A 15,811-nucleotide genomic window follows, 5' to 3' on the forward strand; every position below is an offset into this window, starting at 1 on the left:
TTTGTTGAGAGGGTTATCATTTAATCTAATAGAGGGAGTAATAGTTTCACCCTAGTACCTTTATTTAATTCAGAAGTAAAATGAATCTGCCCTTTATGATTTTCAATAATGCGATAGCATATCATAAGTCCTAAACCACTACCCTTTTCTTTATTCGAATAAAAGGGTTCACCAAGTCTTGCTAACCTTTCCTTTTCTATGCCAATTCCCTGATCTTGAATCGTTACATAAAAAAACTCTTTATTTTCTTGACCTAACTCAATTTCAATGGTTCCACCATTCGGCATTGCTTCTATAGCGTTTGTAAAGATATGGTGAAAAACTTGTTTTAGTTGGTTTTCATTACACCATAGTGAACGGTCCTTTTCTCTATGGTGAATCAAAAATGAGATATTTTGCATTTCACAAATATCACTTACTAAATACATCGATTGCTCAATAAGATCTATAACCTTCTTCCTTTCTCTTACTGTTTCAATATGACTATTGGCTAAGATAAGTATTTCGTTTACAAATTCTTCGATTTGATTTAACTCAGAAATTATTAAATCATGATAAGGATTATTGAAGGTATCATAAGACCCGAGCTGCATAAATCCCTTAATGCTTGTTAATGGGTTTCTCACTTCATGTGCAATGCTTGCTGCTAATTGCCCTACTGCAGCGAGCTTATCTGATTTTCGGAATAGATCAGCATTTAATTTATACTCTGTTATATCCTCTGCTACACCAACAAATCGGAATTTCTCTCCCTTTTCGTTTAATATAGGAACAATACGATTGCGTATCCAGTGAACTTGTCCATTCTTGTATAGTAAGCGATAATCAAATTCAGCACGTGTCTTGAGGTTACGTAACGTTTCAATGACCCAATCCCTATCATCAGGGTGAATGACTTGATACCATTCATCCAAGTTACGACATTCTCTTCCTATTTTCCCTACAATTTCATACCAGACGGGGCTCTTATACACAAGCTTCTTTTCGTTAAAATCATAGATCCAAAAAGCTTCATTAATATTATTCGCAATTTGCTGGAAGCGTTCCTGACTTTCCTGTAAGCTTGTCTCTGCTTGTATCCGTTCGATTTCATTTCCAATCCATTGCGCGATAAGCTGAAGAAACTCAATATCAGAGTCACTTATTCTTCTTTTGATACTACCTTTTGTACAAAAGCAAATACTCCCATATAATGTTTCATTTAAAAAGATAGGTGCAGCTAAATACTCAGAAAGGTGTTCATACTCACATGACTGAGAGTAGCTAGTGCGAAAATGGACAGGCTTTAATGATTCTACAATCTGCCTTGTATAATACTCTTCTACACGATATACCTCAGAAAAGTTTTTCACGATGCCTGTCTCATTTTTTGCGGCAATGACCTTACATTGTTCAAGCTCAATTTCTGACACCATGCCATCCGTAAGCTGGAATCGATCCGAACCTACAACTAAAAGAAGGTTTAGCTTTTCATTAAAGCTTAGATTTTTATTGCTTGTTACTTCATATAAAGTTTTAATTGACCGCTCATTATTAGTTCTTGTGACCAAGTCCGTTCTTAATTCAATTTCCGTCACAATCCATTGACTTAGATCAATAAGTATTTGCCTATCACGAGAAGTAAATGTCCGTGGTTCATAATCTAGAAGACAAAGAGAACCCAACACATTACCTTTCTTAGTCATAACAGGAGCACCTGCGTAAAATCTGAATCCATACTCCTCAACCAAACGATTGTGTTTAAATCGATCATCTAAAAGAGTATCTTCTATAACAATTGGCTGCCTCTCCACGACAACATGGTGGCAAAAAGCTACACTTCGATCTGTAGAGCGTACATTTTCGAGTTCACCTGTTAAACCTACACAGGATTTAAACCATTGTTTATCGTCCGTTATTAAAGTAAAAAGAGCAATTGGAGCTTGAAAAAGTCTACTTGCTAAATTAGTAATACGATCAAATGATTCTTCCTCAGGAGTTTCTACTAGATCTAATTGATATAGCTCAGTTAATCTTCTTCGTTCAGACTCTCTTTCTAAAAAAGAGGACCTTTTATCATGAAAATTTTCCCCTAAGTTAAAAATTGAAATCCCCCCAAATCCCTTGTTTACTTATGAAAACTATTTATATTAATATCGTACCATATTCCCCCAAGGTAGTTGAAAGATTTTAGAGAAAAAAATGGAAATAAAAAGGAAAAGTAAGGAAATGTTGAAAAAAGAGATTACTAAATGGCTCATTCCCCTTTGTTAGGTTCTAGCGCACAAAAAAAAACAGGCTAGGATTCAAAGCTCCTAGCCTGTTCATAAATCCTTATTCTAGTCCAGTAGCAACTTCATTAATCATAAAGTCAACTGATTCTAATCCTCCGCCTGATAAATACCAAACAGCTGCATCTAAATAAACAATTTGCTCATTTTGATACGCTTTTGTTCCTTTAATTAATTCGTTCTCTAGTGCTTCCTCTGCTGATGTTTCTCCACCAATTGCAGCCGTGCGGTCAATGACGAATAAATAGTCAGGATCCTTCTCTACTATGTACTCAAATGTAACACTTTGCCCATGTGTAGAAGCTTCAATGTTTTCGTCTACTGCAGGTACGCCCATTACGTCATGGATAATTCCATAGCGAGAACCAGGTCCATACGCACTTAGAGAACCTTCATTTAATAGGACAACAAGAGCATTTTTATCTTTAGCAGCTTCTTTCACATCTGCCATTGTTTCCTTAATTTCTGCAAGCTTTGTTTCTACTTCATCTTGTTTTGTGAAAATTTCACCAAGTGTCATCATGTTCTCTTCAAACGATTCCATGTACCTAGTCGTATCCACCCCTAAATAAATCGTTGGGGCAATTTCTGTAAGCTCTTCATAAAAATCTGCTTGTCTACCAGAAATGAAAATAACATCTGGAGCTACTTCACTTAATGTCTCGTAATCAATTTCCTTCAAGCTTCCTACATTTTCATATTCTTCCCCATTATATGTAGAAAGATAGTCTGGAATAAGGTTTTTTGGAACAGCTGCTACTTCTACACCTAATGAATCTAATGAATCAAGAACTCCAAAATCAAATGCTACAACTTTTTCAGGGTTTGTCATTAACGTTGTTTCACCAAGCTCATGAGTAATTGTTATTTCTTTCTGCTCTACCTCAGCCGTCTCACCTGCTGCTTCTTCTGTTGTAGATTCCTCACTTGTTGTCGTCTCAGCACCACATGCTGCTAAAACAAAAGCGAAAAGGGCTACTAGTAAAATAGATAAAAACTTCTTCACTTTCATCACCTCGTAAATTTTTTTTATAGATAACTTACTTTTTGTAGAATTCTATTTAATTGATAGTAAAAATCATTATCAATTAATACTGAAAAGAAAAGGGGTCCCCCCCTATATATCTTCAAAAAGTAAATGATTCACAATAGTATTCGTTAGGAAAAATATACACAGATTTTTTGATTATTGATGACCTGAACAGGTATATCCATATCATAGATTTCTTTAAGAGACGCAGAGGTCATAATCTCGTCTTTCGTTCCACTACGAACGACTTGACCATTCTTTAACCCAACGATGTAATCTGAGTAGCATGAGGCAAAATTAATATCATGCAAAACGATAATCACTGTTTTCCCTAACTCATCAACTAATTTTCTTAAATTCTTCATGATTTGCACAGAGTGCTTCATATCTAGGTTGTTTAATGGTTCATCCAACAGAACATATTTTGTGTTTTGAGCAATAATCATGGCGATGTATGCCCGTTGTCTCTGCCCTCCACTTAAATGGTCAAGAAATTCATGTTGAATTTCTTCTAATCCCATATAAGTGATCGCTTCATCGACAGCCTGCCAATCTTCCCCTGTTAAACGTCCTTGTGAATAAGGAAAGCGCCCAAATGCAACAAGCTCTCTTATCGTTAAGCGAATATTGATTGAGTTTGTTTGCTTTAGGATGGAAATTTGCTTTGCAAGCTCATTCGTTTTTGCATGTTGGATGTTTTGATCTCCAATGAAAATTTCACCCTTATCCATTGAAATCAATCGACTTATGCCTGATAAAAGAGTACTCTTACCAGCACCATTAGGACCAATAAAGGAGGTGATTTTTCCCTTTGCAATTTGGAGTGACACATCATTTACTACAAGCTTCTGACCATATTTTTTTGATGTACTCTTAACTTCTACCATGATCGATTCTCCTTTAATAGTAGAAAGAGAAAATATATTCCACCAATTAAATTAACAATTACACTTACTGTTGTTGTAAAAGTAAACACTTTCTCAACGATAAATTGACCTGCTACTAAAGCTAATACACTGATTAGAATTGCTCCAATTATAAGATGCTTATGCTGATAGGTTTTATATAACTCATGCGTCACATTCACAACCAATAAACCTAAGAAAGTGATTGGTCCAACTAATGCTGTCGAAATCGCAATGAAAATAGACACAACAATTAGTAATCTTTTCACCACTCGATCATAATCAATCCCCAAATTTATGGCATGCTCTCTCCCTAATGACAACACATCTAAATATTTATGGTTTGGCAAGTAAAAGAGAATACCCAGAACCAATAAACCAATAGATAGCAGCAATAAATCTGTACGAACATTATTAAAGCTCGCAAACATTCTAGATTGAACCATCAAAAACTCATTAGGATCAATTAAAATTTGCATAAACGTCGATAAGCTTCCGAATAATGTTCCAAGGATAATTCCTATTAATAAAAGAAAATAGATATTTTGTTCTCTCTTAAACATAAAGCCAAATAATAAGGTTGAAAAAAAGACCATTAACCCTGCACCAAGTAAAAAGTTAACATAATCATTTAAAAAGAAGAACGACATGGATCCTGCTAAGAAGATAATTCCTGTTTGTAGCAAAACATATAATGAGTCCAATCCAATAATACTTGGTGTTAAAATTCGATTGTTAGTAATGGTTTGAAAGATAACTGTTGAAAAAGCAATGGCCGCCCCAGTGATAATGATTGCAGCTACTTTTGTTATTCTTCTAGGAAGAACATAATCAATGTTCGGTCCGAGATCATAAAAGAGAAAGCATGCTACTGCAAGTAGTACAAATCCTAATAGAATTAACGTTTTCCTAAGCATACGACCTTCTCCTTGTTAATAAGTACACGAACACGATACTTCCAACTACTCCTATAATGACACTAACGGAAATCTCATAAGGAAAAATAATCACTCGTCCAATAATGTCACAAACTAATACGATTACTGCACCAAGTAATGCTGTTTCTAGTAAACTCTTTCTCAAATGATCCCCCGATATATACTCACAATATTCGGAACAATCAAACCGAGAAAAGGTATGACTCCTACCGTTAAAACAACGCTAGTCGTAATAAAAGCAACAATAATCAGGCCTATATTGACTACTTTTCGATAATGTAAACCGAGATTTTTCGAGAAATCCTCACCCATACCTGCAACGGTAAACTTGTTCGCAAACAGATAGGCAATTAGAACAAATGGAATGGTTATGTAAAGTAATTCATATCTTCCCTTCATAATTAAAGAGAAGTCTCCGTGAAGCCATGACCCTATATTTTGAATCAAATCATATTTATAGGCAAAAAAAGTCGTGATTGAGCCTATAATATTTCCAAACATCAATCCTACTAGTGGGATAAAAATCGTGTCCTTAAATTTAATCCTATCAAGGATTTTCATAAACACATACGTCCCTGCTAAAGCAAAGAGAAATGCAATCCCCATCTTTTCTAAAGGACTAGCATTCGTAAACAAAAGCATCGAAACTAAGATTCCTAGTCTTGCAGAATCCATTGTCCCAGCTGTAGTAGGTGAAACAAATTTGTTTTGAGTAAGCTGCTGCATAATTAACCCGCATATACTCATACTGACACCAGCAATGATCAGACTAATCATTCTTGGTATTCTACTAATTAAAATTACTTGTTCTTTTTCTTCTGTTAATGAAAATAAATCCTTTGGGCTTAAATCAATGACACCAATAAACAATGAGAGACATGATAGAACAATAAGAGAAATACTCAACAATAGTTTAGCCATTAAGAAGACATTCCTTACAAACGATTTATTTGATATTGATAATCGTTATCATTACCACAGTTATTAATGTAGCACAAAAAAATAAAAGTGAAAAGACATTTTTTAAACTTTTTTGTCACACAAAAAAAAACACCCTTTGTAAAGGTGTTATCTCGTCATGAAAGCTTTTGTATGGCTTGCCTAATTGCTTCAGATACTTCTAATTGATTTTTCTCACAATAAGCATGCAGTTTAGCATATGTATTATTATCTAATCGAACATGAATGGAGTGGTTAAGCCTAGTCGAATGGAGCTTCTTTGGTCGCCCTCTTACAACCTTTCTCCCACCGATTTCACTTTCATCCTTCCAAACTTGTATCACAACATATCCATGCTTTTCAATCCACTTATCACACTCATCTTCTTTCCAACCATTCATAGCTCGATCATAAAAATCTTTTACGTATCCTTCTTTTTCCTCACCATGTAATTCCCTTTTAGCTGCCTTAGAAAATGCCTTATTCAACATGTACTCTTCATATTCCTGATATGATGTAAAGATTAACTCCTTCATGCTTCATCCCCTAATTAAAGTTTGACTCCACTAAAAACAGTACACTTTTTAGATTTCACAGTTCATTTTTTATATCCTAAAGCTATTATAAAAGAAAAAATCGGTGGTGGAAATATACGGCATTGAAGAAATTAAACAAACGTTTGATTAAGCTATTTAGAGGGAGCTGAAGGGATACAGGGCATGTGTACTTGGAAAATAACCGTTTTTTAGTCAAAGTTAGAAGATCTTCTAAATAGGATATAAACACTTATCAAGTGACCAAGTTTTCAGCCTAGGTAGGTGTTACTACTCTTTGAACAGGGGGAGTAGCGTGTTAAGTTCTCCCCTTCCTATACGTAAAAAGGCCAGCACATAAAAATGCGCTGACCGTTAACGAATTATTCTTTTGCTTTTAGATGAAAGATCACAGATTGATAATCTCCCCCGCGTTTAGCAACCGATGCATTTACTCCATTAAATTCTGTCGGTAGTAAAAGTCCTCTATTTATAAGTTCGTCTCCGTAATGAGTTCCTTCTTCGTTTACTTCATAAAGAAGATTCTCATCAAGACCTTTTAGACGAAGAACCTGTTCTTTTTTTCCATTTACTGAAGCAAGGACCTTGTACCAGCCGACTAAAGCCTCTTTTCGGTCTTTAGAGACAATCATCCAAGCCGTTTCATTTCCTTCAAAAGGACTTAACAAACGATAAAAGGATCCATCTCTCACTAGTGAGCGTTGTTTTTTATAGAACTCTACCTGTGAACGAATTTCTTCTCGTTCTTCCTCAGATAGTTCAAGTGGGTTCAGTTCATAGCCAAATGTGCCGAAATAGGCTGTATTTGCTCTTGTTTCAAGTGGCGTTTTTCGCAATGTTTGATGATTCGGTACAGCTGATACATGGGATCCCATACTATAAATTGGATACGCGAGAGATGTTCCATATTGTATCTTCAGACGTTCTACTGCATCTGTATCATCACTAGTCCATGCTTGGGGGGCATAATAAAGCATGCCAGGATCAAACCGTCCTCCACCACCCGCACAGGATTCAAACAATACATTTGGAAATTCGGTTGTTAATCGCTCATAAAGATCATATACACCTAGAATGTATCGGTGAAAAAATTCCCCTTGCTGATTCTGCTTTAAGGCATTTGAATGGGCATCAGTAATATTTCGATTCATATCCCATTTTATATACGATAACTTTGTTTTACGGATAATCGCTGCCATTTTCTCATAAAGATAGTCAACAACTTCTTTTCTTGAAAAATCGAGTACTAGCTGATTCCGTCCAAACACGAGATGTTCATCTGGATTACCAACGATCCAGTCTTTATGTTCTTCAAACAAACGACTATCAGGATTAACCATTTCCGGTTCAAACCAAAGACCAAATTTGATTCCAATCTCTTCAAGCTTTTCTGAAAGCGATTCTAATCCATTCGGAAGCTTCTTTTCATTTTCGAACCAATCTCCAAGTGAGGAGGTATCATCATTTCGCTTTCCAAACCATCCATCGTCTAAGACAAACAGTTCTATACCAAGCTCCTTAGCACTTTTCGCAATGGGAAGAAGTTTCTCTTCATCAAAATCAAAATACGTTGCTTCCCAGTTATTAATGAGAATTGGTCGATCTTCTGTTTTCCATGGATCTCTTAGTAAATGTTCACGATAAAGGTTGTGGTAGGCTTGACTCAGTCCATTCATTCCATCCTCTGTATAAACCATCACCACTTCGGGCGTTTGAAATTGCTCCATATGATTCAGGCGCCATGTGAATTGATGAGGATGGATGCCCATCATGACTCTTGTTGTATCATAATGATCCACCTGAACCTGCGCTAAGAAGTTACTGCTATAGACAAAGTGAAAGCCATACGCCTCGTTATGGTGCTCTGTTGTTTCCGGTCTCTTTAAAGCGATAAAAGGATTATCATGATGAGAGCTTGCTCCCCTAATACTAGAGATGGAGGATATCCCTTGAACGAGCTGACGTTCTTTAATATGCCTTTCCCTTGCCCACGTTCCTGAAAGGTGTACCATTGAATACTCCGCATCAGGCAAATCAATAGAGGCACTCATAATTTTCTTAAGAGAAAGCTGTTGAGCCCCACTATTTATCACCTTTACATGTCTTGTGATGACTGGATGATGGTGAAAAATCGTATAAGATAGCTGTACACGCGCACCGATCTTTTCATCTTCAAGAGTAACTATGATAGTCGTAGCCTCTTCTTCCTTTGCATATGTCGCAGGAAGTCCTGTCAATTTCTCTTTTCCACTTCTTAGCTCATAGCTCTTATAAGTGAAAAGGTTCCCCCCTACTCCATTCTCTGACTCTAGTTCAATCGCAGCTTCTCTGAAATCACCTTTCCCTGGGATAGGAAATTCTTGACGAGTTGTTTCCAAAGAAAATGCAGGATCCTCCTTATCATAATGACAGCTTGCTGCCGTAGGGATATGATTTTGCTGAAAATAAGAGAAATCATCACGGTGACGTAAAGCCTTTCCGAAATACAGCTGTCCTAAGCTTCCGTTCTTCAATACTTGAAAAATATAGCTAATCTTTCCATTAGTTAAATGAAATTGCTTATTCTGATCGTTACAATAGATTGGCAAAGCATCGTCCTCCTCATTTGCTTAGTCTTCTGTTAGTTATTGAATTGATACTAGTTGTAGTAAATGGTAAATAAGCTCATCATACTTCACACGAAAAAATAAACAAGAAAGAAAAGAGCCCATCTTGCTTTTTAGAGAGAAAAACCATAACTTGATTTTCTCCTACTCAAACATCAATTTAAAATCAGCCCTATCAAATAATCGTAAACAAAGAGCCTGAATTTTATCGGGCTCTTTGTTGTACTCTTGTTTAGATTCCTTCTCTTTCAATCGTAAACTCAAATTCCATTGATTGATTCGCAGAAAGTAAATGTTCTTCATGAACTGGTGCACCCCAACTGTCATCTCCACCAACACCCATTTGCTTACCTGCTACTGTGATCACAGAATAATGAACATTTGGTAATTCATAATGATGATACGCATTCTCCAGTTCGAACGCCGTATATGGTGAAACATTGCACTCAAGCGGTGTTTCAGTAGAACGTATATTTAGGCCCTCACCATCTTTAGATGTTAGTTTCACACTTCTAACCCCAGTGCGATTTCCTGATTCTTGTGGATTTAAATAGTGTGAAACATTGTCCTGTACCGTATTGTTAAAGATTCCAAGACGCGCTCCATTTGCACGGTCTGAATAATTTTCCTCAGGACCCATTGCATACCATTCTAGCTGGTCATATTTCGCTGGAACCTTAAAGGATAAGGCGAAGATTGGCATTTGCGGTAATCCTTCTGCCCCACTATAATGTGTTCGCACAGCGATTTTACCGTTCGGATATACTTTGTAAACCGTTCTCACTTCAATCTTCTCAGAAATAGAGAAGGCATATGTGAACGCCACTTGGAATGCGTCATCTACTTTTTGAATATCAATGTTTACACATCTACGAGCCATACTTGCTTGTAACCAGCAGCCTGAGACAAACGTCTGAGCATAGCCTCTGTCATTATCTGTTGTTGCTCTCCAAAATAACGGTGCCGGTGGGAAAGCAATTAACTCTCGTCCGGAGTAATTGACAGATACTAAGCTTCCGACCTGCTTCGAGAAGATAATTTGGAAGTCACGGCCATGAACACCGATATTCACGTCTCCTTCCACTAAGCGAAACTCACCATTAGGTTCAATTGAATGTTCGATCAGCTTTGCTTCAAAAACATATTGACCAAATGCCACTTCATGTCCTGCCTCTGCCCAAATAGTAGCTTCTTTTAATAAGAAGGCAGCATTCACATAGTATTCACCAGGCTCGATCATTTGCTCCTTTGTGAAAGGATAGCTAACCCTTTTTTCACCCTGAGGTTCTACATTAACCTGCATGGTGTTTTCTGCTACAAGTTCTCCTTCACGATATAAAGTGAAGTGTAAGTCATAAAGCTCCGTATCTGAAAAGAGATTCTTATTTTCAATCGTTACACCTTTATCATCTGCATGAAGCTTAATATTCTGATACAAGTATTTCACTTCTTGCATTTTAGGAGATAGCTTTCGATCGGCATACACAATACCATTCGTACAGAAACCATAATCTGTCGGGCGATCATCGAAATCTCCACCGTAGGCTAAAAATTCTTTTCCGTAACGATCTTCTTTTATAAGAGACTGATCAATATAATCCCAAATAAAACCACCTTGATACATTGGATATTGATCTTCAAGCTCTGTATAGTAATTCATACCACCTAATGAATTCCCCATCGCATGCATATATTCACAGCTTATATAAGGCTTCTTGGGATCATTGGTTAAGTATTCAATAATATCTGCAGGCTTAGCATACATCCTAGTCTCCATATCACTTGTTTCATGATAATTACGATCGTAAAAGACACCTTCATAATGAACTAAACGACTTGAATCTACTGATTTAAAGTACTTTGTTACATTTAAGATCACTTCGCCTGCGTATGATTCATTTCCACAGGACCAAATAAGAATAGAAGGATGATTTTTATCTCGCTCAAACATTGACTTTGCACGATCTAATACGATGTCTTGCCACTCTGGCTTGTTCCCTGGAATATTCCAAGATGGTTCAACAACACCCATCTTCTGCCATGATCCGTGTGTTTCTAAGTTCATCTCATCAATAACATAAATTCCATACTCATCACATAATTCATACCAATAGCTTTGATTTGGATAATGTGAAGTACGAACTGCATTGATATTATTTTGCTTTAATGTCTTAATGTCCCAAAGCATATCTTCCTTTGAAATAGCACGACCTGTACGGTGATTAAACTCATGGCGATTGACACCTTTAAAAACAATGCGCTCTCCATTTAATTTCATGACCTTATCAACCATTTCAAAACGTCTGAATCCTACGCGTTGTGGGATGACCTCGACCACCGCTCCTGTTTCATCAACAAGCTGAAGGTATAAAGTATATAAATAAGGATTTTCTGCACTCCATAGCTCTGGCTGATCCACGTTCATCGTAATGAAGAACTCTTCACTAGATAAATTGTGTGCTACCTCTCCTACTGGTTTTCCATCTCGTCCAACTAATTCAGCAAGTAGTTTGGAGCCCTCAGTAGGTATTTTATTTAGCTTGAAGTCAACCTTAAGCGTCCCTTTTGTATAGGTCTCATCTAGCTCTGCATGCACATACGTATCATACACATGAAGTGTTGGAACTGTATATAAATACACGTCGCGGAAAATACCAGAAAAGCGCCAGAAATCCTGATCCTCTAGCCAGCTTCCTGTACTACGTTGATAGACCTCAACGGCAAGCTTGTTTTCTCCATCTACGAGGTACTTAGTTAAGTCAAACTCAGCAGGTGTAAAGCTATCCTCACTGTATCCAATAAAATGACCATTTACCCAAACATAAAATGCAGATTCAACACCCTGAAACGAAATATACACAGGCTGATCCTTCATATTTTCTGGAACATGAAAATATTTTACATAGCTTCCAACAGGATTATGATCAACAGGAATTTCAGGAGGGCGTACGTCGCTCACTCCATCCCATGGATACATTGTGTTTACATATTGGGGTTTTCCATACCCCTGAAGCTGAATATGACCCGGAACCTTAATATCATCCCAGCTATCACATTGATCATGTAGCTCGTAAAATGTGACAGGACGGTCACTAGGCTTAGTAGCATAGTGAAACTTCCAATTCCCATTTAGACTTTTTCTCAGTTTCATTGAAGCGCGACTTTTTGCTTCATCCATTGTTTCATAATACGTATGGCTAGAGTGTGCTGGAAGTCGATTAACTTCGAATATGTTTACGTCTGTAAGCCATTTAAGATCTGGAGATGTTGTCATAATCCTTTTCCTCACTTTTCTCTTTATTTAACCGATCCCATCATACCTGCTACAAAGTGCTTTTGCATGATGAAGAAAATAAGGGCTGCTGGTAGTGTTGCAATAACAATTGCTGTCATAATCACGCCAAAATCTGGTGAATAGCTAGAACCTAGATTTGAAATTAACAATGGAATTGTTTGATTTTCTGGTGATTGTAAAACAACAAGCGGCCATAAATAGTTATTCCAGCTCGCCATGAATGTGATAATAGCTGCCGCTGCATATGTTGTTTTCATCGTTGGAACATAAATTCTAAAGAAAACACCAATTTCACTTAGTCCATCAATACGCCCAGCCTCCAAAATATCCTTCGGAAACATTTTCGTGCTTTGACGAAAGAAGAAGATTAAGAAAGCAGTCGTTACTGTTGGTAAGACAGCAGCTGACAATGTATCAATTCCTAAAAACGGAACGAACTGTGATACAGTACCGAACATTCTAAATAAAGGAACCATTAACGCTGCAAATGGAATCATCATTGAAATTAATAAAATATTAAAGACGATATCCTTTGATTTACTTCGAAAGATTTCAAATCCATAACCCGCTAAAGAAGCAATAAGTAAGGATAGAATAGTAGTAGAAATCGAGATTTTTGCTGAGTTCAGTAAAGCAGGTACAATATCCACTGAACTCATTAAATTTTGAAAGTTCTCAATGAAATGGGTACCAGGTAAAAGTCTTCCTTGTGTTACATCAATTGATTTGTTTGTTGCTGAAACAACCATCCATAAAAATGGAAAAACAGATATGATGGTTGCAATAATTAAAACTCCATAACTAGCTACTCGTTTAATCATTTCGATCACCTGCCACTTTAAATTGAATAATGGAGAAGATTACAATCATAATAACAATTGCATATGACACCGTTGCTGCATAGCCAAAATCTGGCGTGTACTTAAAGGATAGATTATAGATATATTGAGAAATGGTCATTGTTGAGTTACCAGGACCACCTTTTGTAATATTCATAACCTCATCAAATAGCTGAAGTGTACCGATTGTTGATGTAATAGATGTAAATAGAATAATAGGCTTTAGCATTGGAATGGTAATTTTAAAGAACTGCTGAATTGGTGTTGCACCGTCAATCTTTGCTGCTTCATAAATAGAGTGATCAATATTTTGAAGAGAAGAAAGATAGAAAATCATATTATAGCCAGTCCAGCGCCATGTAATGGCAATAACAATCGTCATCTTAGCCCAGAAAGGATCTGTTAACCATTGAATTGGTTCAGCTATGAAGGAAAGCTTCATCAGCATCATGTTAACGATTCCATCTACACTAAATAAATACTTAAAGATAACCGAGTAGGCTACTAGTGATGTTACACATGGTAAAAAGATAGCTGTTCTGAAAAATCCCTTGAATTTCAAACGCTTATCATTTAGTAATACAGATAAGAATAAGGCAAGTAAGATCATTACTGGCACTTGAATAATTAAATAAATCACTGTATTTTTTACAGCTGTTATAAAGGTCGGATCTTTAAAAAGCCTTGCATAGTTATCCAATCCTGTGAACGTTAAATTTGTACCTGTACCTGATTGGAAAGACATGATTAATGCTTGTGCCATTGGGTAAAAGTAAAATAAGCAGATTAAAACCGAAGCAAGGGTAATAAACGACCACCCGATGATTGTTGTTTTATTGAAAGGATTTTTCTTGGAATAAGGCACAGATGAATTTTTTGTTTTTGCTGATACCATGATTAGTCAGCTCCTTAACTTATCAAATAAGATAGAAGCCTCGAAACTTCATTGTTCTTCATGTAATATACCGAAGCAACAAGAAATTTCAAGGCTTATCTTCTCATATCGTACGAGAAGAGAGTTGGTTATTATTGAAGCTGTGCTTCTGCTTGTTGTTGTGCATCTTCAAGAACTTTATCAATGTCTTTACCGCTTAAGTAGTTCTGCATTTCAACGATTAAGATGTCATCAATTGCATACGTGTGTAGTCCGTAATTCACTTGTGGAATTTCTGATGACCAAGTAGAGAAATCAGAGATGATTTTTTGTCCTTGGAAGAACTCATCAGCTGCATTATATGCATCTCCATTAGCTGCAGGAGCGTACGTACCAATTGCACCAATTTCTGTAATTAGATCCTGGTAGAAATCAACATTTGAACCAAACGTTTTTGCTAAGAAGTCTGTTGCTGCTTCTTTACCATCTACATTTAACACATACCATGAGCTACCACCTAAGTTAGAAGCATTTACTGATTCTTCAATTCCTGGAAGCTTAGGTTGTGGTACAATTGCCCACTTACCAGATTGTGATGCTTCTGCTTTTACAGAAGGAGTAATCCAGTTTCCTGTTGGTACACTAGCAACTTCTCCACTGTTGAATGCTGCTACGAATTGACTCCAGTCAGAGTTAGGCTTAACAATATCTGCGTCAAGCATCGCTTTATACATTTCAAATGATACTTTTAGTGCTTCATTATCAGCAAGAACAGGAGTTACTCCATCTTCCTCTAAATACCAAGCACCAGCTGATTGCATCATCATACGAATAATCCCTTGATCATTAGGATCTAATGTAATCATATCTTTACCAGTAGCTTCTTTTACTTTCTTACCGATTTCAATATATTCGTTCCAGTCAATACCTGTTAAATCTTCAACTGTATATCCAGCTTGCTCTAAATAATCAGTTCTTACATATAATCCTGTAACACCACTATCAAATGGTAATCCGTAATTTTTTCCATCTAAGCTTGTTGGTGCAATTTTATAAGATGCGAAATCTTCAGCTTTAAATGAGCCTGTGATCTCATGGAATGAATCTGGATACGCTTGCAAGAAACTTTGCGCGCGGTAATCTTCAATTAACACGATGTTTGGTAAACCTTTTGTCGTACCAGAGCTTAAGCTTGTATTTAATTTTTGAATAATATCAGCTTGAGCGTTTTCTACAACTTTTACTTCAAGGTCTGGATTTTCCTTTTGGTAATATTCTTTCGCAATTTCCATTGCTTTAATATTAAAGTTTGGATCCCATGCCCAAATTGTAATTTCTTCTTTACCTGATGAATCCCCTGATTTTGCGTCTGTTGTCTCTTCATTAGTTCCAGAAGAACATGCTGCTAAGAACATCATAAGAGCCATCATCAGAACGAGTAGCTTTTTCATAAAAAATACCCCCATATTTTTTTATCTTCTTTGTAAGCGTTATCTCTCTTACATTTACTATGATATCACCCAAATTTGAAATTCCTTTAGGACTTTATTTTTATAAATTG

At 36.5% G+C, this 15,811-nt stretch carries 10 protein-coding genes and 1 pseudogene; all 11 read right to left on the bottom strand.

Going from position 1 to position 15,811, the window contains the following annotated elements; all coding sequences use genetic code 11:
- Positions 1-20 precede the first annotated feature (20 nt).
- Positions 21-2,090: an ATP-binding protein gene (locus tag A9C19_RS16525; RefSeq protein WP_338022853.1), complete on the bottom strand. Its 2,070-nt coding sequence runs from the start codon at positions 2,088-2,090 to the stop codon at positions 21-23.
- Positions 2,091-2,313: 223 nt separating this feature from the next.
- Positions 2,314-3,276 (bottom strand): siderophore ABC transporter substrate-binding protein, encoded by a 963-nt coding sequence (locus A9C19_RS16530; protein ID WP_072580967.1) that lies wholly within the window; start codon positions 3,274-3,276, stop codon positions 2,314-2,316.
- A 152-nt stretch (positions 3,277-3,428) separates the two neighbouring features.
- Positions 3,429-4,187, bottom strand: a complete 759-nt coding sequence (locus A9C19_RS16535; protein WP_072580968.1) for an iron ABC transporter ATP-binding protein — start codon at positions 4,185-4,187, stop codon at positions 3,429-3,431.
- Positions 4,181-5,122, bottom strand: a complete 942-nt coding sequence (locus A9C19_RS16540; RefSeq protein ID WP_072580969.1) for an iron chelate uptake ABC transporter family permease subunit — start codon at positions 5,120-5,122, stop codon at positions 4,181-4,183. The genes A9C19_RS16535 and A9C19_RS16540 overlap by 7 nt, the downstream gene beginning before the upstream one ends.
- Positions 5,115-6,064, bottom strand: a pseudogene (locus A9C19_RS16545) (ABC transporter permease). Before A9C19_RS16545 ends, A9C19_RS16540 begins: the two are co-directional and overlap by 8 nt.
- Positions 6,065-6,219: 155 nt before the next feature.
- On the bottom strand, positions 6,220-6,618 hold the full coding sequence (locus A9C19_RS16550; protein WP_072580970.1) for a hypothetical protein: 399 nt from the start codon (positions 6,616-6,618) through the stop codon (positions 6,220-6,222).
- Positions 6,619-6,998: 380 nt separating this feature from the next.
- On the bottom strand, positions 6,999-9,224 hold the full coding sequence (locus tag A9C19_RS16555) for an alpha-galactosidase (RefSeq protein ID WP_072580971.1): 2,226 nt from the start codon (positions 9,222-9,224) through the stop codon (positions 6,999-7,001).
- A 250-nt stretch (positions 9,225-9,474) separates the two neighbouring features.
- Positions 9,475-12,516 carry a beta-galactosidase, LacZ type gene (gene lacZ / locus A9C19_RS16560; protein WP_072580972.1) on the bottom strand — a complete coding sequence of 1,014 codons (3,042 nt, stop codon included), beginning with the start codon at positions 12,514-12,516 and terminating at the stop codon, positions 9,475-9,477.
- A 23-nt stretch (positions 12,517-12,539) separates the two neighbouring features.
- Positions 12,540-13,358 (bottom strand): carbohydrate ABC transporter permease, encoded by an 819-nt coding sequence (locus tag A9C19_RS16565; protein ID WP_072580973.1) that lies wholly within the window; start codon positions 13,356-13,358, stop codon positions 12,540-12,542.
- Positions 13,351-14,271, bottom strand: a complete 921-nt coding sequence (locus tag A9C19_RS16570) for a carbohydrate ABC transporter permease (protein WP_072580974.1) — start codon at positions 14,269-14,271, stop codon at positions 13,351-13,353. Before A9C19_RS16570 ends, A9C19_RS16565 begins: the two co-directional genes overlap by 8 nt.
- Positions 14,272-14,402: 131 nt before the next feature.
- Complete coding sequence (locus A9C19_RS16575) at positions 14,403-15,701, bottom strand: ABC transporter substrate-binding protein (RefSeq protein WP_072580975.1); 1,299 nt, start codon at positions 15,699-15,701, stop codon at positions 14,403-14,405.
- Positions 15,702-15,811: the final 110 nt, after the last annotated feature.

It is taken from the genome of Bacillus weihaiensis, from assembly GCF_001889165.1.
Classification (GTDB): Bacteria; Bacillota; Bacilli; order Bacillales; family Bacillaceae; genus Metabacillus; species Metabacillus weihaiensis.